Source organism: Pseudonocardia sp. P1 (assembly GCF_000178675.2).
Taxonomy (GTDB): domain Bacteria; phylum Actinomycetota; class Actinomycetes; order Mycobacteriales; family Pseudonocardiaceae; genus Pseudonocardia.
This window is the reverse complement of sequence record NZ_ADUJ02000001.1, coordinates 2,964,623-2,984,823: the sequence shown is the minus strand read 5'-3', so window position 1 is coordinate 2,984,823 and position 20,201 is coordinate 2,964,623. Positions and strand designations below refer to the sequence as shown.

The window sequence follows — 20,201 nt, the reverse complement described above, 5'->3', positions numbered from 1 at the left end:
CGTACGGTTCGCGGAATCGAGCCGAAAGGGACGTGATGCGATCGCTGTTCGCGGACACCCGGTTCCGGAACCTGTTCGTGGCGCAGGTCGTCGCCCTCACCGGCACCGGCCTCGCCACGGTCGCGCTGGGCCTGCTCGCCTACGACCTGGCCGCCGACCGGGCTGCGCTGGTGCTGGGGGCGGCACTGGCGGTCAAGATGGTCGCCTACGTGGTCGTCGGCCCCGTGGTCGGTGCGGTCGCCGACCGGGTTCCCCGGCGACGGCTGATGGTCGGCGCGGACCTCGTGCGCGCCGGCGTCGTCCTGCTCCTGCCGTGGGTCACCGAGGTCTGGCAGGTGTTCGTCCTGATCGGGGCCCTGCAGACGGCCTCGGCGACCTTCACGCCCGTCTTCCAGTCGGTCCTTCCGGATGTCGTCACCGGTGAGAAGGACTACACGCGGGCCCTGTCGGCGTCGCAGCTGGCGAGCAGCCTGGAGACGGTCGGGAGCCCGCTCCTGGCCGCGGCGGCGCTGGCGGTGCTCAGCTACTCGTCGCTGTTCGTCGGGACGGCGGCCGGGTTCCTGGTCTCGGCCGCGCTCGTCGCCGGGACGGCCGTGCCGGCGGTCACCGCGCGCGCGGAGGGCGGCTTCGGCACCCGGGTGCTCCTCGGGGTACGGCTGTTCCGGGCGGTTCCGCAGCTGCGCGGGCTGCTCGCGCTGAACGCGGTGGTCGCCACGGTCGGCGTCGTCTCTCTGGTCACCACGGTCAACGTCGTCCGCGATCTCCTGGGCGGGTCCGATCCCGAGGTGGGCCTGCTCCTGGCGGTGTGCGGGGCGGGGACCGCGCTCGCGGCCGTCCTCTCGCCCTGGGCGGCGCGGCGCGCGTCGACCCGCACGGTCATGCTCTCCGGCGCGGTGGTCTCGCTCGCCGCCGCGGCCGCGACGGTGCTGGTCGGGCTGCACCCGTCGTGGCCCGCGGCGGTGGTGGCCTGGGCGCTCGTCGGCGTCGGACCGGGACTGATCATGGTCAACACCGGTCGCCTGCTGCGGGTGTCGTCCGGTCCGGCGCAGCGGCCCGCGTTGTTCAGCGCGCAGTTCTCCCTCTCCCACGCCTGCTGGCTGGTCACCTACCCGTTGGCCGGCTGGCTCACCGTCGTCGCCGGTTTCACCGGTACCTGGGTCGTGCTCGCAGTGGCGGCGGTCGCCGGGACCGTCGCGGCGGTGACGCTGTGGCCGAGGACCGGCGCCGACCTGATCCGCCACCGCCACGACGGCGCCGACCACGCCCACGTCGCCCTGGCGCGGTGGACCGGGCGGGGCTGGGTGCACTCGCACCCGATCGTCGTCGACGACCGGCACCCGCACGGGCCGGTGCCGGTCTGAAGCAGTACCCGCCGCGGAGCCGAGACCGACCTGCGCCCACTGCGCCGAGCCCGTCGGGTGGCGGGACATGACGGCCGAGTTCGAGCCGGACGCGTGGTGAGATCGACACCCGCCGCGCACGATCCCACCGGAAGGAAACACATGGCCAAGGTCGCCGTCGTCGGATGTGGCGCCATGGGATCGGTCTACGCCGGTCTGATGCAGCGTGCCGGGCACGAGGTCCACGGCGTCTGCCTCTGGGAGGACCACGTCGAGGCCGTCGTCGCCGGTGGGCTGCGGGTCACCGGAGCCAGCGGTGACCACACCGTCCGGCTCGCGTCCATGGGCACGACCACCGACGGGATCGGGGTCTGCGAGCTCGTCGTCATCGCGACGAAGGCGTTCGACGTCGACGCCGCGGCCGAGTCGTGCCGCCCGCTGGTCGACGGCAGCACGGTCGTCCAGTCGATCCAGAACGGACTCGGCTCGCCCGAGCGCGTCGCGGCGGTCCTCGGCGGGCATCGCCTGGCGATCGGCGTGGTCGGCGGGTTCGGGGCGTCGGTCCCGGAGCCCGGCGTCGCGCACCACAACGGCATGGAGATGATCCGGTTCGGCGCGTTCGACGACCTCCCTAGGGACGCGCTGGAAGCCTCCGCCGAGGTGTGGACCAGCTCCGGGTTCGCGGTGAAGCTCTTCGAGGACACCGACCGGATGGTCTGGGAGAAGTTCATCATGAACGTCGCGTTCTCCGGCACCACCTGTGCGACCGGGCTCACCATCGGTCAGGTCATGGACGACCCGTCGGCCTGGGCCGTGGCCGAGGCCTGTGCCCGCGAGGCCGTCGCGGTCGCCGACGCCGCCGGGATCGCGCTCGACGTCGGCGACCCGATCGAGCACGTCCGCGCTCTCGGCTCGACGATCCCGGACGCCAAGCCGTCGATGCTGCTCGACCATCTCCTCGGGCGGCGGGGTGAGGTCGACGCCATCGTCGGGCAGGTCGTCGTGCAGGGCGCCAGGTACGGCGTCGATACTCCGGTCACCCGGACCGTCGCCGGCATCATCCGCGCGCGGGAGACCGGCTCCCTCGGGGAGGTCGGTTCCGGGTGGGCGGGCTGGTGACGGACGACCCTGGCGCTGACCCCGACGGGACATGACGGGGCCGCCGGGGGAGTGCTCCCCGGGCAGGTATCCCCTCTACTGCTCGTCCAGCAGGTCGATCACGGTCAGCGCCGACCCGAGGCCGGCGAAATCAGCGGCGTTGCGGGTCAACAGCGCGACGTCGTGACGCGCCGCGGTGGCGGCGATCTGCAGGTCCATCCGTCGTGGTCGGGGATTCCGCCCGACCTGGCGCACCAGGGTGGCCAACGCTCCGTAGTACTCGGCAGCGACCAGGTCGAAAGGCAGGACCTCGAACCTGTCCAGAACTGCCTGCACGCGACGGCGTCGGCGCATCTGGACCAGAGGATCGGCCGTGGCGGTCACCCCGTAGTGCAGCTCGCCCATCGTGACTGCCGAGACCGCGACCTCGTCGGCGACCTCGAGAACCCGAGCAGCGGGGAAGTCGATCACCACGGAGGTGTCGAGGAGGGCTCGGCGCGGCTCGCTCCGCGTCAACGCCGGTCGCCGTCGAACGGGTCGGCGATGTCGTCGTCGCCGAAGAGCTCGTCAGCGGCGTCCACGTCGGTCTGCCACGCCGCCGGGTCGGGAGCCGGCTCCGTCGCGAACGCATCGACGAGCTCGGACACCGGGACGAACCGGCGCTTGCCCGTGCCCCGCTGGTGCGGGACCACATCGGCTACCGGACGGCCGTTCACGGTCACCACGAAAGACTCGCCCTCGGCGACCCGGCGCATGACCGACGCGTTGTCGTTGCGCAACTCCGACTGCCGGATCTCCTGACTCATAGCGTCACGATAGCGCCGTCATAGCGATCAGGGGCAGGGGCTACCGGCCGGCGGCCCACCCCGGGCGGCACCGACCTGATCACCCGGTCCCGGAGTCCGGGGCGACCCGGCCGGTCAGGGCCGGGTCCGGGTCGGGCCCAGGCTCTCCGGCACCGACCCAGCTCGCGAGCAGCCGCAGGTTCTCCGCGGAGGTCGTGGCGGGCTCGGCGGTGTAGCCGATCAGGGTGAGCCCGGGCGACCCGGCGACGGCCAGCCCCTCGAACCTCAGGTCCAGCTCGCCGACGACGGGGTGCCGGAAGCGCTTGGTCCCGCGGTGGTGGGCGCGCACGTCGTGGCGGGCCCATCGGGCGCGGAACTCCTCGCTGCGGGTGGCGAGGGAACCGACCAGCTCGGTGATGCCGGGCGAGTCGGGGCTGCGGGCGGCCTCGACCTGCAGCAGCGCGACCGCGTCGTCGGCTGCGCGGTCCCACTGGGGGAACATCTCCGCGGCTCGTTCGTCGAGGAACAGGAACCGGGCCGTGTTGGGCGGGGACCCGGAGTCGAGGACCGGGGCGTAGAGCGCGCGACCGAGATCGTTGGTCCCGATCACGTCCAGCCGTCCGTTCTGGACGATCGCGGGCGCACCGACCAGCGCCGACATCAGCGCGTCGAGGTACTCGGGGACCTGCGGCGGGCGGGCACGGGCCTGCCGGCGGGGACGCCGGGTCGTCGCCGCCCGGACCAGGTCGCCCAGGTGGGCGGTCTCGACGTCGTCGAGCTCCAGCGCCCGGGCCACCGCACCGAGGACCTCGGTGGAGACCCCGGCGACGTGGCCGCGCTCGATCTGCACGTAGTACTCCGCGCTGACCCCGGCCAGCAGCGCGACCTCCTCGCGGCGGAGGCCTGGCACGCGGCGCCGGCCACCGGCCGGGAGCCCGACGTGCTGGGGGCTGATCCGGGCGCGCCGCGTCGTCAGGAAGTCCTTGATCGCCCGTTTCGTGTCCACCACGTCGAGGGTAGGGCGACGGCGCGGACGTGGGAGGTACTGCCGGTCCCCCCGATGGACCGGCCCTGCCGCCCGCGTGGTGACGGCGGCACAGTCGTTCTCAGCCGCCCCGGGACCGTCCCGGGGCCGACCGACCTCGAGGAGCCGATCATGGAGCGGACCACCTTCCCGAACGGCGACATCATGATGGCGGGCGCCCTGTACCTGCCCGACGGGCTCGACACCTCCACCACCCACCCGGCGGTCGTCGTGGTGCACCCCGGCGGCGGGGTCAAGGAGCAGGCGGCCGGACTGTACGCGGGCAAGCTCGCCGAGCAGGGCTTCGTCGCGCTCGCCTTCGACGCCTCGTTCCAGGGCGAGTCCGGCGGTGAGCCGCACTTCCTGGAGGACCCGTCGGCACGGGTGGAGGACGTCCGCGCGGCGGTCGACCACCTGCAGTCGCTGGACCACGTCGACGCCGAGCGGGTCGGCGCACTGGGCATCTGCGCCGGCGGAGCGTACGCGGTCACCGCGACGATGACCGACCACCGGATCAAGGCCGTCACCACGGTGTCGGCGCTGAACATCGGCGACGGCTACCGGCAGGGCTGGTTCGGCGCCGACCCGGTCACCGCCGCGGTGCCGACCCTGGAGGCTGCGGCGCAGCAGCGTACCGCCGAGGCGCAGGGCGGCGAGCTCGCCTACATCCCCTACGTCCCCGAGCAGGACCAGATCGACGACTCCACCCCGCGGGACATGGTCGAGGCCAGCGAGTACTACCGCACCCCGCGCGCGCAGCACCCCAACGCGCAGAACAAGAAGGTCTTCACCCGCAGCATCGCGAAGATCTTCGCGTTCGACGCCTTCCACCTCGTGGAGGACCTGCTCACCCAGCCGGTGCTCTCGGTCGCGGGCAGCGAGGCCGGGTCGTTGTGGCACACGACGAAGCTGCACGGCAAGGTCCGCAGCCCGAAGAAGCTGGTGGTCGTCGAGGGCGGCACCCACATGGACTTCTACGACGTCCCGCAGTACGTGGACCGCGCCGTCGCCGAGGCGGTCCCGTTCTTCACCGAGCACCTCACCGCGCGGCGCAGCCCGGTCGACGCCTGATCCGATCCGCCCCTCCGACGGGACCGTCGACCCACCGGGTCGGCGGCCCTGGTCGGTGCCGTTGTGCGGGACGGTGACGCGTCACCGGTGGCGACTCTCCGGGACGGAGGCTGACGGGAGCGGTAGTGCGAGCGCAGCGGCAACCCGCACCACTTATGGCTCCACGCGTTTCGGTCGGAGGATCGTCGATGTGCCTCTGACCTGCGTGCCCCCGGCAGGATTCGAACCTGCGACACCCGCTTTAGGAGAGCGGTGCTCTATCCCCTGAGCTACGAGGGCGTACGTGGAGGTTACCTGGGAGTCTCCGGCGCCTCGTCGCCGCCGTCGTCGTCAGGGGGCACATCCGGGACACATGGTGCGGCGTCCGTCCGGTGTCCCGGTGCGGGCCGGGCCGCTGGCTAGTGTTCACCGGCAGAGTGCCTGACGAGCGGAGCAGCCGGGAATGATCGAGTCCAGTGTCGTGGTCGAGCGCGGAGACGTCCTCGGCGAGGAGTACCGGCGCCGCATCACCGAGGTGTACGTACGGAGCTTCGCCGACGACTTCGTCGCCTTCTCCCGCGACCCCGGGAGACTGGCCGACGCGTTCGAGCACATGCTGCTGCTCGAACGGTTCCACGTCGCCCTCGTGGACGGGGAGCCCGCCGGCCTGGCGTCGCTCACCGAGGCGGAGCAGACGCTGTTCGCGCCGCGGTTCCGGGAGATCAGGCGTCACCTCGGGCTGGTCCGCGGGCTGCTCGGTTACGTTGTGATCCGGAGGTGGTTCATGCCTCCCTCGGAGGGTGCACGGCCGGGGCTCGCCGAGATCGGGTTCGTCGCCACCGAACCGGAGCATCAGGGGCGGGGAGTCGGCACCGCGCTGCTGCGTCACCTGCTCGCGCTGCCGGGATACCGCGAGTACGTGCTCGAGGACATCAAGGACACGAACGTCGCCGCCCTCGGGCTGTACACGAAGCTCGGCTTCACGGTGTACAAGCGTCGCTCGGTGCGTTTCGCGAAGCGGGTCGGGTTCACCGAGCTCGTGTCGATGACGCTCGTGCAGGAGCCCGCGCCGCAGGACGACCCGCTCCGGACCCCGGAAATCTGATCCCGCCGGGAGGAGCGTCCGGCTAACGTCGGCGGTGATGACCACGGCCGTGACCCTGATCCGTTCCTCGCGACTCTCCGACGTCGCCGAGTACGCCTACGCCGCGACGGTGCCCGCCGGCACGCGACTGATCTTCCTGGCGGGCAGCTGCCCGCTCGACGCGGACGGTGCGACCGTCGCGGTCGGTGACTACGCGGGTCAGGCGGCCCAGGCCGTCGAGAACCTGACGACGGCACTGGAGGAGAGCGGGGCGTCGCTGAGCGACGTCGTCAGCACCCGGGTGCTGGTCGCATCGACCAGGCAGGCCGACCTGGTCGCGGCGTGGGAGGTCGTGCGGGATGCCTTCGGCGAGCACGACGCGCCCAGCACGCTGCTCGGGGTGACCGTGCTGGGCTACGACGACCAGCTCGTCGAGATCGAGGCCGTCGCCGCTGTCCGTGACCGGTGACCGGCTGGAGCCTGTCGAGCCACGAGGGTCACCCACGGCCCGGAGCAGGCACGAGCCGTCCGGGCCGTGGGTGCACGGCGAACCTCAGTTCTGCGGCGGCCCACCCGGCGCAGCGGCGACCTGACCCTGCGGCAGCAGCACCGACTGGCCCTCGTCGAGCCCGGAGCGGACCTCGGTGAACTCGTCCCCGACCATGCCCGGGACGAAGGGCACCGGGGCGGCCTCGCCGTCCTCGCCGAGGACGTCGACGATCCGCTGCCCGTTCTCCGTCCGGACCGTGGACGACGGGACGCGCAGCACCCCGTCGGCCGCCTCGACCCGGACGGCGGCCTCGGCGGTCTGTCCGTCGCGGAGCTGCGGGTCGCCCTCCCGGAGGACGATCGAGGCGTAGTAGTTGACGATGCCGGAGACGTCGCGACCGGTCGGCGCGATCGCCAGCACGGTGGCCGGCGTGGTCAGGCCGGGGACCGCGTCGACGGTCACGTCGACCTCCTGGTTGGGCTGGATGCGCGCGGCGTCGGACTCCTCGAAGGGCACGACGAGCTGGAACGACGCGACGTCGTTGAGGACGATGAACGGTCCGCCGCCGGCCCCGGCGGCGCCCGCGGCGTCCCCGCCGCCCGCACCCGACGCGCCGCTCGCGGCGGCGTCGGGGATCCGGGCCGAGCTGCCCGGGGCGAGGGCGGTCGTCCCGGACGCGGCCGGGAGGAACTCGCCGGTGGCGCCGTTGACCTCGGAGACCACCCCGGCGGTCGGGGCGCGGAGTGCGGCGGCGTCCAGGTCGTTCTGGGCCAGGGCGACGGCGGCCTCGGCGTCGCGGACCATCGCCTCCTGGGCGCTGGTGTCGGCCGGCCGGTCCGTCCCCGCGAGGCCGAGGTCGTTCTCCGCGGTGACCACGCTGGTGCGGGCCTGCTCGATGGAGACCCGGCCCGCGGCCTGCTCGGTCCTGGCCTGCTGCTCGGCCGTCGCCAGGTTCGTCTTCGACGTGATCACCACGCCCTTGGCCTGCTGGACGGCGCTCTCGGCCGTCGCGACGTTCTGGCAGGCCGGGTCGGCCATCAGCCCGCCGGTGGACCCGCCAGGCGTCGTACCGGTGCTGCCGGTACCGCCGTCGGCGGCGGAGTCGGCACCGCCTTCGGCGCCGCCGCCGAGGAGCCGGCCGAGGCCGCTGGAGCCTGCCTCCGGGGACCCGGACGGCGAGGTCGAGGCCGACGGCGAGGTGGAGGTCGAGCCGCCACCGCTGCCGCAGGCCGCCTCGGCCTCCCGGAGCTGCTCCTCCGCGCGCTCGAGGCTCTTCCTGTCGAAGTCGAGCTGGACCCGCGCCCGCTCGACGGCGACCTCGCCCGCCCGGTTCGTCGCGTCCACCTGACCCCGGGTCGCGTCGAGGACGGCCCGTGCCTGGTCGAGGTTCGCGGCCGCGGCCTCCACCGAGTTGCTGTTGCGGATCTTGTCGAGCGCCGCCTGCTGCTGGGCGAGCTGGGCCCGGCTCTGCTCCAGGGCCTGGGAGAGGGCGAAGTCGTCGAGCCGGGCGAGGATCTGCCCGGGCTCGACCCGCTGGCCCACCTCGACCAGGACCTCGGACAGCCGGCCGCCCTCGGCGAACCCGAGGTTCTGCTCCGTGATCGACACCAGTGAGCCGGTCGCCGCGACACTCGACACGACCTCGCCGCGGTCGACATCGACCACCGGCGGCGGTGTCTGGCCCGCGGTGCACGACGCGACGGCGAGCAGCGGCAGCAGTGCCGCCCAGCGCCGGCCGGGTCGTCGTCGAGTCGTCTGCCGGGATGCCGGAACCGGCATGCGGGGCCCCCTGTCGTCGGTCGTGGGTGGAGGTGTCACTGGAACCGGAGCGCCTCGATCGGGCGCAGCCGCGCGGCGCGGTTGGCCGGGTACCCGCCGGCGACGAGGCCGATGAGGAGGCTGATCACGAAGGAGACGACGACCGAGGCGGGGTCCACCACGGGCGGCGGGAAGTCGGGGACCACCTGCGGCAGGGTGGCGGCGGCCAGTGTGGACAGCCCGACGCCGAGCAGGATGCCGGCGAGCCCGCCCAGCCCGGCGAGGATCGTCGACTCCAGCAGGAACTGCTGCAGCACGGCCCGCCGGGGCGCGCCGATGGCCTTGCGGATCCCGATCTCGCGGGTCCGTTCGGTGACCGTGACCAGCATGATGTTCGCGACGCCGACCCCGCCGACGATCAGCGAGATCGCGGCGACGGCCACGGTGAACAGCGTGAGGAAGCCGAGCGTCTGGTTGACCTGGTCGAGGAGGTTCTGCTGGGCGGTGGCGGAGTAGTCGCGGTCCGTGGGGTCGCGGACGTCGCGCCGGTCGTCGAGCAGCGCCGTGACCTGGTCCAGCGCCGCCGGGACGGTGGCCGAGGACGTGGCCTGCACCAGCACGGTGCCGATGTCCTCGCCGCCGCCGAGGACGAACCCGCGGGCGGTGTCCAGCGGCATGATCACCGTCTGGTCGTCCCCGGTGGCCTCCACGACGCCGATCACCCGGAACGAGCTCCGCCCGATCCGCAGCTCCGAGCCCAGCGCGGCCCCGGCGTCCCCGCCGAACAGCTCCTGCACCGGCCCGGGGGCGAGCACCGCGACCTTGGCCTTGGACCGGACCTCGGCGTCGTCGAACATCCGGCCGACGACGAGGTCCCGGCCGGTGACGTCGAGGTAGTCCGCGGTGGTGCCGGTGGCCGTGCCGCGGAACCGCTCGCTGCCGTCGCGCTGCACGACGACCGGGCCGCCCGCGACCGGTGTCGCCGAGGCGACGTCCGGGGCGTCGGTGCGGTCGTCGAGCGCGGCGACGTCGGCGTCGGTGAGGGCGCGCGGCGTGCCCCCGCCGTCCTGGTCGGTGTTCACCGTGATCTGGGTGGCCAGCGACCCGAACGAGTCGCTGAAACCGCGCTGGATCCCGTTGCCGAGCGCGACCAGCACGATGACCGCGGAGACCCCGATGATGATGCCGAGCGTGGTCAGGGCGGAGCGCAGCTTGTTGGCCCGCAGCCCGCGCAGCGCCAGCCGGGCCGCCTCGACGACGTTCATGCCGGACCGGCCGTCGTGCGGGTCGGTTCCTGCCGGACGTCGTTGGTGATCCGGCCGTCGCGCAGCCGTACGACCCGTCGCGCGAACTCGGCGACCTCGTCCTCGTGCGTGATCAGGACGACGGTCCGGCCCGCCTCGTTGAGCTCCACCAGCAGCTCCATGACCTCGACGGTGGAGCGGGTGTCGAGATTGCCGGTCGGCTCGTCGGCCAGGATCATCGACGGCTCGGTGACCAGCGCGCGGGCGATCGCGACCCGCTGCTGCTGCCCGCCGGAGAGCTCGTTCGGCATGCTGTCGCCGCGGTCGCCGAGGCCCACCCGGGACAGCGCGGCGAGCGCCCGGTCCCGGCGCGCCCGGCGCCCGGCGCCCGCGTAGACCAGGGGCAGCTCGACGTTGCGCGCCGCGCTGGTCCGGGGGATGAGGTTGAAGGACTGGAAGACGAACCCGATCCGCCGGTTGCGGAGGTCGGCCAGCCGGTTCTCCCGCAGCCCGACGACGTCCTCGCCGTCGAGGCGGTAGTGACCGTCGGTGGGGACGTCCAGGCACCCCAGGATGTTCATCATCGTCGACTTGCCCGACCCGGACGGCCCCATGATCGCGACGAGCTCGCCCTCGTCGATCGTCAGGTCCACGCCGGCGAGTGCGTGCACGTCGCCGGCACCCGCTCGATAGGTCTTCGTCACGGATCGGAGTTCGATCATCTACGCCTGGTCCCCCGGATGGCTCGAACGGTCCAACGGGTTACGGCGTAGGAGGTAACGAACAAATCGGAAGACATCGTGAACGGGCACGGATTCCACCCGTCCGGGGCGGCGGTGGAGCGCCTACCGTCGGGGCATGGTGCAGCACGTCCTGGTCTCCGGAGCGAGCGTCGCCGGCCCGGCGCTCGCCTCCCTGCTGACGGCGTCCGGAGTGGACGTCACCGTCGTCGAGCGGGCCGACGGCCTGCGCGAGGAGGGACAGAACGTCGACGTCCGCGGGGTCGGCCGCGAGGTGCTGCGCCGGATGGGGCTGGAGGACGCCGTGCGCGCGGCGGGGACCGGCGAGTCGGGCACCGACTTCGTCGACGGGCGCGGGCGGCCGTTCGCGTCGTTCGACGCCGGGACCGACGACTCCGGCGGCGCCACCGCCGAGCTGGAGATCCTGCGCGGCAGGCTCGCCAGGATCCTGCACGACGACTCGCTGCCCGGGACGCGGTACGTGTTCGGCGACCGCATCACCGCCCTGCACGACGCCGGCGAGGGCGTCGAGGTCGAGTTCGAGCGCGGGCCGCGGCGCCGGTTCGATCTCGTCGTCGTCGCGGAGGGGCTGCGCTCGCGCACCCGGGAGCTGGTCGTGCCCGGCGCCGCCGTGCACGAGCTCGGCCTCTACTGCGCGTACGCCGCGATCCCGCGGACCACCGGTGACGACGAGCGCTGGCGCTGGCACCCCTGCGGCCGCGGCCGGACGGCGTCGCTGCGGCCCGACGACGCCGGCACCACCCGGGTGTTCCTCAGCTTCGTCTCCGACGTGCGCGGGCTCGACCGGCTCGGCCGCGACGACGTCGTCGCCGTGCTGCGCGCGACCTACGCCGACGCCGGCTGGGAGGTCCCGCGGATCCTGCGCGACCTCGACGACGCCGAGCTGTACTTCGAGGCGATCGGCCAGGCCCGGCTCCCCGCCTGGAGCAGCGGCCGGGTCGCGCTGCTCGGCGACGCCGCGTACGCGTCGTCCCCGATCAGCGGGATGGGGGCGACGCTGGCCCTCGCCGGCGCCTACGTCCTGGCGGGCGAGCTCGCGTCGGACGACGACCCCCTGGCCGCCCTCGCCCGCTACGAGCAGGTACTCCGGCCGCTGGTGACGCGGGCACAGAAGCTGCCGCCCGGCACGCCGCGGCTCGCCCACCCGCGCACCGCGGCCGGGCTCGCCGCGTTCCGGGCCGCGACCCGGCTCGCCGCGTCACCGGCGTTCGGGGCGCTCTCCGGCCTGGTCCGGCCGCCCGCCGAGGCGATCACGCTCCCCGCCTACCCGGTGCCGGGCGGGCCGCTCGCCGCCTGAGTCAGACCATCGCCGCGGTGCCGACCTGCGGGTTCTCCCGGTAGAACCGCACCATCGGGCCGACATGCTCGTCGAACGCCGGGCAGTGCACGCCCAGCCCGGCGAGGGTCGCCGTCGTCGCCGCGGTGTCGTAGCGCGAGGGGTGCGTGAGGTAGTCGAGCGTGCTGGACGGGACCTTGAACAGGCGTCCGACACCGGGCACGTGGTCGATCGAGAACGCGGCCGCACCGGTCGGCATCGGGACCACCCGCAGGCGCGTGCCGAGCCGCTCGGCGAAGGTCTCGCACATCCGGGTCACCGTCGGCGGGTCCGGCTGGGCGAGCGCGAACGTCCGGCCGGCCGCGCCGTCGTGCCCGGCGAGGGCGGCGATCGCGTCGACGACGTAGTCGGACGGCACCAGGTTGAACTGCGTGCGCGCCGCCTGCCGGGGCAGCGGCACGAACGCGGTGCGGCCCTGCCGGGCCAGCAGCTGCAGCAGGTAGTAGGGCCCGTCGAACTTCTGCGTCGCGCCCCGGACCGCGTCCCCGACGACGATCGAGGGCCGGTAGACCGTCACCGGCAGTCCCGCGTCGCGGGCCTTCGCGACGACCCGTTCCGCCTCGTGCTTGGTGTGGTCGTAGTGGTTCGCGAACGCCTGGCCGAGCTCGAGGTCGGTCTCGGAGAAGATGCCGTCGTAGCGGCCGGAGACGTAGCAGGTGGAGACGTACTGGAGCCGGGTCAGGCCGGCGCCGCCGGCGGCCGCCACGGCGAGCTCGACGACGTGGCGGGTGCCCTCGACGTTGACCCGCCAGGCGACGTCCGCAGGCACCGACAGGTCGTAGACCGCGGCCAGGTGGAAGATCTCCAGCGGCGCGGCGAGCAGCCGGGCCCGGTCCTCGCCGGACAGGCCGAGGCCGGGCGCGGTGATGTCGCCGACGACGAGATCGGTGCGGCCCGCGATCTCCGGGTCCTCGTGCTCGATCCGGTCCAGCGTGGCCCGGGCCTGCCCGGCGAACTTCGCCTGCACCAGGGCCACCGCGCGGGCGCCGGGGGCGCGGCGCAGCGTGCGCGGCAGCAGGGCCGATCCGAGGAAGCCGGGGAATCCGGTGAACAGGACGACGCTCACGGCCGCGCCACCTCTCCGCGCGGCCGGGGTGCCGCGCCCGTCGTCGATCGGCCCGGCCGGGGCGCGGGCCCGTGTCGCGGGCGACGGTATCCGGTACCGCCGGTACCGGACGGCGTGGTGTGCGGGACGCCACCCGTCCGGGCGGTGCTACCCGGCGAGCGTCGCGGCGTGGTCGGGGACGTCGCGCTGGACCTCGCGCGAGGGCCGCTCGTAGCCCGACGACGGGGCCCGCTCCGGCAGCGTCAGCACCCGGCGCTCCACCGGCTCCCACGGGATCGCCGACAGCAGGTGGTGGATCATGTTGATCCGCGCGTTGCGCTTCTGCTCGGCCTCGACGATCCACCACGGGGCGTGGTCGGTGTCGGTGTGCACCAGCATGTCGTCGCGGGCCTTCGAGTAGTCGTCCCACCGGGTCATCGACTCGAGGTCCATCGGGGACAGCTTCCACTGCTTGAGCGGGTTGTCCAGCCGCTCGGCGAACCGGCGGGCCTGCTCGTCGGCACTCACCGAGAACCAGTACTTGAGCAGGTGGATGCCGTCGTCGACGAGCAGCTGCTCGAACACCGGGGCCTGGCGCAGGAACCGCCGGTACTCGGCCTCCGAGCAGAACCCCATGACCCGCTCGACGCCGGCGCGGTTGTACCAGGACCGGTCCAGCAGCACGATCTCCCCGGCCGCCGGCAGGTGCTCGACGTAGCGCTGGAAGTACCACTGCGTCGTCTGCCGCTCGGTCGGCGCGGGCAGCGCGACGATCCGGCAGAACCGGGGATTGAGGTACTGGCTGACCCGCTGGATCGCGCCACCCTTGCCCGCGGCGTCACGGCCCTCGAACACGACGACGACGCGTGCGCCGCTCGCCCGCACCCACTCCTGCATCCTCAGCAGCTCGCCCTGCAGACGGAGCAGTTCGGCGTCGTAGACCTTGCGGGGCAGCTTTCCGGTCGCCATCGGACCACCCAACCAGATCGACGTGACGGAGTGGACACGGTTCCGGCTGGCAATCCGCGAGTTTCCTCGTCTAGCGTGGATATTCGCGTCGAGGCCGCCGCCCGTCATCTCCGAGCCACGTCGGCTCACCCACCACACGTCCCAGGAAGGGTCCGCTGATGCGTGCCGTCACCACGCGCCCCTCGCTCGCGCTCGCCGCGCTGGCCGTCGGCGCCTTCGCCATCGGTACCGGCGAATTCGTGATCATGGGCCTGCTGCCCGACGTCGCCGGGGGCCTCGGCGTCGACATCCCCGACGCCGGCCGCCTGATCTCCGCCTACGCGCTCGGCGTCGTCGTCGGTGCGCCGCTGCTGATCGCGGCGGCGAACCGGTTCCCGCGCAAGGCCGTGCTCATCGCGCTGATGGGCGGCTACGCCGGGTTCAACCTGCTCTCCGCCCTCGTACCGGGCTACGGCCTCGTGCTCGGCGCGCGGTTCCTCGCCGGCCTGCCGCACGGCGCGTTCTTCGGCATCGGTGCGGTCGTCGCCGGGAGCCTGGTCACCAAGGACCGCCGGGCCCGCGCGATGGCGATGATGTTCGCCGGGCTCACCCTGGCCAACGTCGCCGGCGTCCCGGTCGGGACGCTCGTCGGCCAGCAGGCCGGCTGGCGATGGGTGTTCGCCGTCGTCGGGCTGATCGCCGCGCTCGCCGCCGCCGCGATCGTGCTGTGCGTGCCGGACGTCCGCAGCGCCACCCCGGTCCGCCTCGGCCAGGAGCTCCGCGCGCTCGGCCGCCGTCCGGTGTGGATGGCGCTGCTGATCGGGACCGTCGGCGGTGCCGCGCTGTTCTCGACCTACAGCTACATCACCCCGATGCTCACCGAGATCGCCGGCTTCACCCCGACCGAGGTCACGCTGCTGCTGGCGCTGTTCGGCATCGGCATGACCGTCGGGAACATCGTCGGCGCCCGGCTCGCCGACATCGCGACCATGCCGACGATCTACGGCGCGCTCACCGCGACCGCGGTCGTCTCGCTGCTGTTCGTCCCTGCCCTGCAGAACCAGGCGACCGCGATGATCGCGCTGTTCACCCTCGCGGTGACGACGTTCGCGATCGTCCCGCCGGTCCAGCTGCGGATCATCACCGCGGCGGGGGACGCGCCGAACCTCGCGTCCGGGGCGAACCAGGCCGCGTTCAACGTCGCCAACGCGCTCGGCGCCGCCCTCGGCGGCGCGGTGATCGCCGCGGGCTTCGGGTTCGCCTCGCCGAACGTCGTCGCGGCCGGGCTGGCCGTCGTCGGGCTGGGCGTCGCGATCGTCGCCGGCCGCACCGCGAAGGCCGACGCGCGCCGCGAGCCCGCGCAGGTCGGCAGCTAGTACCCGGCCCGGCGCAGGGCCTCGGTGAACACCTCGGCGATCGCGGCGTAACCGCGGTCGTTGGGGTGGAACCGGTCGGACGCGAGCTTGCCGCGCCAGTGCCGGGTCCGGGGATCGCGCAGCTCCGCGAGCACGAGCCCGCGGCGCCGCACGGCGTCGTCGATCAGGCCGTTGACCTGCAACGCGGCCGCGAACGTGCCCGGCTGGTTGCCGATCACCGTCCCGCGCGGCAGCCGGTCGAGCAGGACGGCGTAGCGGTCGCCGACGCCGTCCTGGTGTTTCGGCTGCATCAGGTCGTTCGAGCCGATCAGGCAGATCAGCAGGTCCGGCCGCAGCCGCAGCGCCGCGGGCAGCTGCTGGTGGAGCACGTCGTCGACCCGGGCGCCGTGCTGCGACAGGTTCACCAGCCGCCACCCCGGGAGCTCCGGTTCCAGGCGGCCGGCCCAGCCGCCCTCCGGGCTCGTCGCACCGAGGCCCTGGGCCATCGAGTCGCCCAGCACCACGCACAGCGGCCCGGTCCGGGCGAGCTCGGCGCGGTTGCGTTCCCCCCAATAGGTAGCGAACGGCCCGATCTGCTCCTGGACGCGGCGGATCGCCGGGACGAACCGCGACGCGAGGGTGATCAGGCGCCCGGGCGGGCGGCCGGTCCGGTTGGAGAAGCCGGGATCACCCGTGTCGGTCACGCCAGCCAGTCAAGCAGAGACGGTTCAGCGCACCGTCGTCCCGTCGCCCGCGATCCGGGCGGTGAGCGGGGTGTCGGGGAACGAGCGCAGGCTGCGCTTGAGCTCGGCGAACCCGGGCCAGGTCGCGAGGGTGTACGTCGCGTCCCACAGGCGCAGCGCGTCCTCGCCGAACGGCACCGTGTCGATCACCGGGCCGAAGAGGGCGGGCCCGTCCGGCGGGGAGAACGACAGGATCGGCGTGCCGACGTCGTCGCCGCAGCGCGAACGGGCCTCCTCGACGTTCGCCCGCAGGTCGTCGTCGAACGCGATGTCGTGCGCGGCGTCGGCCAGGGCGGGGTCGAGGCCGAGCCCCTCCAGCACCGGGCGCAGGTCCCGCTCCTGCGCCATCACCTGCATCACGGGGTCGAAGCCGTCGCCGTCGGGGGCGGGGGAGTCCCAGACCAGCTCGCCGAACCCGGTGTAGAGGTCGCCGACGACCTCGGGGCCGTACCTGTCCGACGCGGCCCGGACCACCCGCAGCATCTCCAGCCCGCGCCGGTGCGAGTCCGGGTAGGACTCGGACACCTTCCGGCGCTCCTCGTAGGAGATGCCCTCGTTCAGCATCACCAGCGGCAGCGGGCGCCAGGTCACGGCCAGCTCGCGCTGCCGGCCCACCTCCACCACCCAGCGGGAGGTGACCCAGCAGAACGGGCAGATCGGGTCGAAGAAGAACTCGAGTTCGTCGCTCATCACCCGCGGGGTACCCGCCCGGCGTGGCCTCCTCACCGGACGAACGACCTCGGATGCGGCTCCGGGCGCTCGACGGGCCCGGCTCACGATGGACCGGGAGCCGCTCCTGGGACCGGACGAACACGGCATCCGGCGCGACGCCGACATCGCCCCGGTCCGCACCGCCGACCGGCGGTTCGCCGACGGCGACCACGACGTCTTCGGTGACGGCACGCTCGTCCTGCTCGCCCGCGAGCACTCCGCCGAGATCCGGGTCTCGCACGACCCCCGGCACCGGGCGGACTTCGGCGCACCCGGCGACGTCGTCCTACGGTGAGGTCCATGACGAGCGTGGCACTGCTGGGAACCGGGATCATGGGCGCCGGGATGGGGCACAACGTCCTGGCCGCGGGTCTGGAGCTGCGGGTCTGGAACCGGACGTCGTCGAAGGCGCAGCCGCTGGCCGACGCCGGCGCGACCCTGTGCGAGGACCCGGCCGACGCCGTCCGCGGCGCCGACGTGGTCGTGACGATGCTGGGCGACGCCGGCGACGTCACCGCCGTCATGGAGCGGGCCGCCGGCGGGCTCACCGAGGGGCAGGTCTGGCTGCAGACCACCACGGTCGGCGTCGAGCCGTTCGACGGGCTCCGCCCGATCGCGGAGCGGCACGGCCTGGTGCTGCTCGACGCCCCCGTGCTCGGGACCCGGGCGCCCGCCGAGTCCGGCCAGCTCGTGATCTTCGTGGCGGGCGATCCGTCGGTGCGGGCGACCGTCGACCCGGTGCTCGACGCCGTCGGGAGGCAGACCGTGTGGGTCGCCGACACGAACGCCACCGCAGCCGCGAGCCGGCTGAAGCTCGTCGCGAACAGCTGGGTCCTCGCGATCACCGCCGCCACCGGGGAGTCCGTGGCGCTCGCCCAGGGGCTGGGCGTGGACCCGCAGGCGTTCCTCGACTCGGTCGCCGGTGGCCCGCTCGACCTGCCCTACCTGCAGAACAAGGCCGCCGCGATCGTCGCCGACGACTGGACGCCGAACTTCACCGTCGACAACGCGGCGAAGGACGCCGGCCTGATCGTCGAGGCCGCGGAGGGCGCCGGGGTGCGGCTCGACGTCGCGGAGGCGGTGCGGGAGCGGCTGCGGCGGGCGTCCGGGCGCGGGCACGGCGGCGACGACATGGCCGCGGCCTACAAGGCGTCCTGACCTGCTCCCACCCGGTGGTGACGGTCGCTACCCGAGCGCCGCTCAGCAGCCTCTCAGACGTCTGGGCGAGACTGGCGCCATGCGCATTCTGGTCGTCGACGACGACAAGGCGGTCCGTGACTCGCTGCGCCGCTCCCTGGCCTTCAACGGCTACCAGGTCGATCTCGCCGAGGACGGCCAGGCCGCGCTGGACAGGATGCTCACCGACCGGCCGGACGCGCTCGTCCTCGACGTGATGATGCCGCGGGTCGACGGCCTCGAGGTGTGCCGCCGGCTGCGCAGCGCCGGCGACGACCTGCCGATCCTGGTGCTGACGGCGCGGGACGCGGTGTCGGACCGGGTCGCCGGTCTCGACGCGGGCGCCGACGACTACCTGCCGAAGCCGTTCGCGCTGGAGGAGCTGCTGGCCCGGCTCCGGGCGCTGCTGCGCAGGCGGGTCCCCGACACCGACGACGGCGCCGACCCGCCCAGTGCCGCGCTGACGTTCGCCGACCTGTCGCTGGACCCCGACACCCGCGAGGTGTCGCGCGGCGGACGGTCGATCAGCCTCACGCGCACCGAGTTCTCCCTGCTGGAGCTGCTGCTCGCGCACCCCCGCCGGGTGCTGACCCGCGGGCAGATCCTCGAGCAGGTGTGGGGCTACGACTTCCCGACCAGCGGCAACGCGCTCGAGGTCTACGTCGGGTACCTGCGCCGCAAGACCGAGGCCGACGGCGAGCCGCGACTGATCCACACCGTGCGCGGCGTCGGGTACGTGCTGCGGGAGTCGCCGCCGTGACCGGCCCGCCCCACTCCGGCCCGACCCGGCTCGGCGAGACCGAGGAACGGGGCGAGCGCTGGTGGCGGCGGGTGTACGGGTACCGCGCCCCGGACCGGGAGCGGTTCACCCTGCGCGCCCGGATCGGCGTGCTCGCCGCGCTCGTCGCGGCGGCGATGGTGCTGATCGTGTCGGCCGCCGCGTTCCTCGTGGTCCGGCAGAACCTCACCAGCTCGCTGGACGAGACATTGCAGCTGCGCGCGCAGGCCGCCGCCGAGAGCGACCTGATCAACCCGCAGCTGCTCGCGGCGCTGCCACCCGCCGTGCTGGGCGCGGCGGACCTGCACATCGCGCTCGTCTACGCCTCGGGCGTCTACACCTCCGCCGACCCGACCTCGATGCCGCCGGTCGACGGCCCGGAGCTCGCGGTCGCCCAGGGCGAGGAGAAGATCCAGCCAGGCCGGACGGCGTCGCTCGAGGGCGTCCCGTACCGAGTCGTCGCGGTACCGGCGGGGGAGGGGCGTGCACTCGTCATCGCCCAGCAGCTGGACACGATGACCCGGGTGGTGTCCCGGCTCGGCACCGCGCTGCCGCTGGTCGGCCTGGGCGGGGTCGTGCTGGCCGCGCTGGCCGGTGTGGCCGTCGCCCGGACGGGGCTGCGGCCCGTGCAGCGGCTGACCGCGGCGACCGAGCGGGTCGCGAACACCGGGGACCTGCGGCCGATCCCGGTGTCCGGGTCCGACGAGCTGGCTCGCCTGACGATCAGCTTCAACGCGATGCTCGGGGCGCTGGCCGCGTCGCGCGAGCAGCAACGACGGCTGGTGGCCGACGCCGGACATGAGCTGCGCACACCGCTGACGTCCCTGCGCACCAACCTGGAGCTGCTCGCCGCGGCCGACCGGCCGGACACCCCGGACCTCCCCGCCGACGACCGCGTGGAGCTGCTCGGCGACGTCCGCGCCCAGGTCGAGGAGCTCTCGCACCTGGTCGGTGATCTCGTCGAGCTGGCCCGCGACGACGCCCCCACGATGGCCACCGAGGCCCTCGAACTGGGCGAGGTCGTCGAGCGCGCACTCGCCCGGGTCCGCCGCCGGGCCGGGGAGGTCGAGTTCGACGTCCACCTCACCCGCTGGACCCTCGACGGCGACGCGAACGCCCTCGAACGGGCCGTGCTGAACCTGCTCGACAACGCCGTGAAATGGAGCCCGCCGGGCGGCACGGTGCGGTTGTCGATGGTCCCCATCTCCCCGGAGTGGCTGGTCGTCGAGGTCGCCGACGCGGGCGACGGCATCGCCGCCGAGGACCTCCCGCACGTCTTCGACCGCTTCTACCGGGCCGACCTCTCCCGGACGATGCCCGGCTCCGGGCTGGGCCTGTCGATCGTGGCGCAGGCCGCGGCCCGGCACGGCGGCGAGGTCCGCGCGGGCCGGGCCCCCGAGGGAGGGGCCCTGCTGTCGATGGCGCTGCCGGGCCGGCACGTGGACGGGGCCGGCAGCCCATAGCCTGGGGGGACG

21 protein-coding genes and 1 tRNA gene are annotated in these 20,201 nt (G+C 73.7%); 11 read left to right on the top strand and 11 right to left on the bottom strand.

The features are described from left to right. Positions 1-35: 35 nt before the first annotated feature. Together PP1_RS13440 and PP1_RS13435 are read left to right on the top strand one after the other, a co-directional pair. Positions 36-1,361, top strand: a complete 1,326-nt coding sequence (locus PP1_RS13440; protein ID WP_010241879.1) for an MFS transporter — start codon at positions 36-38, stop codon at positions 1,359-1,361. A gap of 141 nt (positions 1,362-1,502) precedes the next feature. Next, on the top strand, positions 1,503-2,459 hold the full coding sequence (locus tag PP1_RS13435) for a ketopantoate reductase family protein (protein WP_010241881.1): 957 nt from the start codon (positions 1,503-1,505) through the stop codon (positions 2,457-2,459). Positions 2,460-2,534: 75 nt separating this feature from the next. Here the strand turns inward: PP1_RS13435 and PP1_RS13430 are convergent, their stop codons facing one another. The 3 genes from PP1_RS13430 to PP1_RS13420 all read right to left on the bottom strand — a co-directional run bounded on the left by PP1_RS13430 (position 2,535) and on the right by PP1_RS13420 (position 4,229). Further along, the gene (locus PP1_RS13430) at positions 2,535-2,954 is read right to left on the bottom strand and encodes a type II toxin-antitoxin system VapC family toxin (protein WP_075313948.1); all 420 of its coding nucleotides are present in this window, start codon (positions 2,952-2,954) and stop codon (positions 2,535-2,537) included. Continuing rightward, positions 2,951-3,244 carry a type II toxin-antitoxin system Phd/YefM family antitoxin gene (locus PP1_RS13425; RefSeq protein ID WP_010241883.1) on the bottom strand — a complete coding sequence of 98 codons (294 nt, stop codon included), beginning with the start codon at positions 3,242-3,244 and terminating at the stop codon, positions 2,951-2,953. The genes PP1_RS13430 and PP1_RS13425 overlap by 4 nt, the downstream gene beginning before the upstream one ends. 79 nt (positions 3,245-3,323) lie before the next feature. Next, the gene (locus PP1_RS13420) at positions 3,324-4,229 is read right to left on the bottom strand and encodes a helix-turn-helix domain-containing protein (RefSeq protein ID WP_010241884.1); all 906 of its coding nucleotides are present in this window, start codon (positions 4,227-4,229) and stop codon (positions 3,324-3,326) included. A gap of 150 nt (positions 4,230-4,379) precedes the next feature. Here PP1_RS13420 and PP1_RS13415 point away from each other — a divergent pair, with 150 nt between their 5' ends. Then, a complete protein-coding gene (locus PP1_RS13415; protein WP_033200590.1) occupies positions 4,380-5,318 on the top strand; it encodes an alpha/beta hydrolase in 939 nt (312 codons plus the stop codon). A 206-nt stretch (positions 5,319-5,524) separates the two neighbouring features. On the opposite strand, the gene PP1_RS13410 is transcribed toward PP1_RS13415, so the two are convergent. After that, positions 5,525-5,597 (bottom strand) — tRNA-Arg (locus PP1_RS13410). A 163-nt stretch (positions 5,598-5,760) separates the two neighbouring features. Here PP1_RS13410 and PP1_RS13405 point away from each other — a divergent pair. Further along, positions 5,761-6,402, top strand: coding sequence for a GNAT family N-acetyltransferase (locus tag PP1_RS13405; RefSeq protein WP_010241887.1), 642 nt, complete (start codon positions 5,761-5,763; stop codon positions 6,400-6,402). Between the two features lie 37 nt (positions 6,403-6,439). Beyond that, complete coding sequence (locus PP1_RS13400) at positions 6,440-6,850, top strand: RidA family protein (RefSeq protein WP_010241888.1); 411 nt, start codon at positions 6,440-6,442, stop codon at positions 6,848-6,850. An 84-nt stretch (positions 6,851-6,934) separates the two neighbouring features. On the opposite strand, the gene PP1_RS13395 is transcribed toward PP1_RS13400, so the two are convergent. Genes PP1_RS13395 through PP1_RS13385 form a run of 3 tightly spaced genes read right to left on the bottom strand, consistent with a single transcriptional unit; the run spans position 6,935 to position 10,595 of the window. Then, the gene (locus PP1_RS13395; RefSeq protein WP_075313949.1) at positions 6,935-8,650 is read right to left on the bottom strand and encodes a biotin/lipoyl-binding protein; all 1,716 of its coding nucleotides are present in this window, start codon (positions 8,648-8,650) and stop codon (positions 6,935-6,937) included. A 35-nt stretch (positions 8,651-8,685) separates the two neighbouring features. Continuing rightward, the gene (locus PP1_RS13390) at positions 8,686-9,894 is read right to left on the bottom strand and encodes an ABC transporter permease (RefSeq protein WP_010240981.1); all 1,209 of its coding nucleotides are present in this window, start codon (positions 9,892-9,894) and stop codon (positions 8,686-8,688) included. Continuing rightward, positions 9,891-10,595 (bottom strand): ABC transporter ATP-binding protein, encoded by a 705-nt coding sequence (locus tag PP1_RS13385; protein ID WP_010240983.1) that lies wholly within the window; start codon positions 10,593-10,595, stop codon positions 9,891-9,893. Before PP1_RS13385 ends, PP1_RS13390 begins: the two co-directional genes overlap by 4 nt. Before the next feature lie 136 nt (positions 10,596-10,731). Here PP1_RS13385 and PP1_RS13380 point away from each other — a divergent pair, with 136 nt between their 5' ends. Further along, positions 10,732-11,931, top strand: coding sequence for an FAD-dependent monooxygenase (locus tag PP1_RS13380; protein WP_010240985.1), 1,200 nt, complete (start codon positions 10,732-10,734; stop codon positions 11,929-11,931). Position 11,932: 1 nt separating this feature from the next. Here the strand turns inward: PP1_RS13380 and PP1_RS13375 are convergent, their stop codons facing one another. Together PP1_RS13375 and ppk2 are read right to left on the bottom strand one after the other, a co-directional pair. After that, a complete protein-coding gene (locus PP1_RS13375) occupies positions 11,933-13,036 on the bottom strand; it encodes an SDR family oxidoreductase (RefSeq protein WP_075313950.1) in 1,104 nt (367 codons plus the stop codon). Positions 13,037-13,183: 147 nt separating this feature from the next. After that, positions 13,184-13,984, bottom strand: a complete 801-nt coding sequence (gene ppk2, locus PP1_RS13370; RefSeq protein WP_010240989.1) for a polyphosphate kinase 2 — start codon at positions 13,982-13,984, stop codon at positions 13,184-13,186. A 158-nt stretch (positions 13,985-14,142) separates the two neighbouring features. Here ppk2 and PP1_RS13365 point away from each other — a divergent pair, with 158 nt between their 5' ends. Beyond that, positions 14,143-15,339, top strand: a complete 1,197-nt coding sequence (locus PP1_RS13365; RefSeq protein WP_010240991.1) for an MFS transporter — start codon at positions 14,143-14,145, stop codon at positions 15,337-15,339. Here PP1_RS13365 and PP1_RS13360 read toward each other — a convergent pair. Together PP1_RS13360 and PP1_RS13355 are read right to left on the bottom strand one after the other, a co-directional pair. Next, positions 15,336-16,022: an SGNH/GDSL hydrolase family protein gene (locus PP1_RS13360; RefSeq protein ID WP_010240993.1), complete on the bottom strand. Its 687-nt coding sequence runs from the start codon at positions 16,020-16,022 to the stop codon at positions 15,336-15,338. The genes PP1_RS13365 and PP1_RS13360 overlap by 4 nt on opposite strands. Before the next feature lie 24 nt (positions 16,023-16,046). Continuing rightward, positions 16,047-16,751 carry a mycothiol-dependent nitroreductase Rv2466c family protein gene (locus PP1_RS13355; protein ID WP_033200476.1) on the bottom strand — a complete coding sequence of 235 codons (705 nt, stop codon included), beginning with the start codon at positions 16,749-16,751 and terminating at the stop codon, positions 16,047-16,049. Between the two features lie 88 nt (positions 16,752-16,839). Between PP1_RS13355 and PP1_RS13350 the strand changes: the two genes are divergently transcribed. The 4 genes from PP1_RS13350 (at position 16,840) to PP1_RS13335 (ending at position 20,189) form a co-directional block, all read left to right on the top strand. Beyond that, on the top strand, positions 16,840-17,067 hold the full coding sequence (locus PP1_RS13350; RefSeq protein ID WP_010240997.1) for a hypothetical protein: 228 nt from the start codon (positions 16,840-16,842) through the stop codon (positions 17,065-17,067). A gap of 14 nt (positions 17,068-17,081) precedes the next feature. Further along, on the top strand, positions 17,082-17,930 hold the full coding sequence (locus PP1_RS13345; protein ID WP_010241000.1) for an NAD(P)-binding domain-containing protein: 849 nt from the start codon (positions 17,082-17,084) through the stop codon (positions 17,928-17,930). Between the two features lie 79 nt (positions 17,931-18,009). Beyond that, positions 18,010-18,708, top strand: a complete 699-nt coding sequence (locus tag PP1_RS13340) for a response regulator transcription factor (protein ID WP_010241001.1) — start codon at positions 18,010-18,012, stop codon at positions 18,706-18,708. Beyond that, positions 18,705-20,189, top strand: a complete 1,485-nt coding sequence (locus tag PP1_RS13335; RefSeq protein ID WP_010241002.1) for a sensor histidine kinase — start codon at positions 18,705-18,707, stop codon at positions 20,187-20,189. The genes PP1_RS13340 and PP1_RS13335 overlap by 4 nt, the downstream gene beginning before the upstream one ends. Positions 20,190-20,201 lie beyond the last annotated feature (12 nt).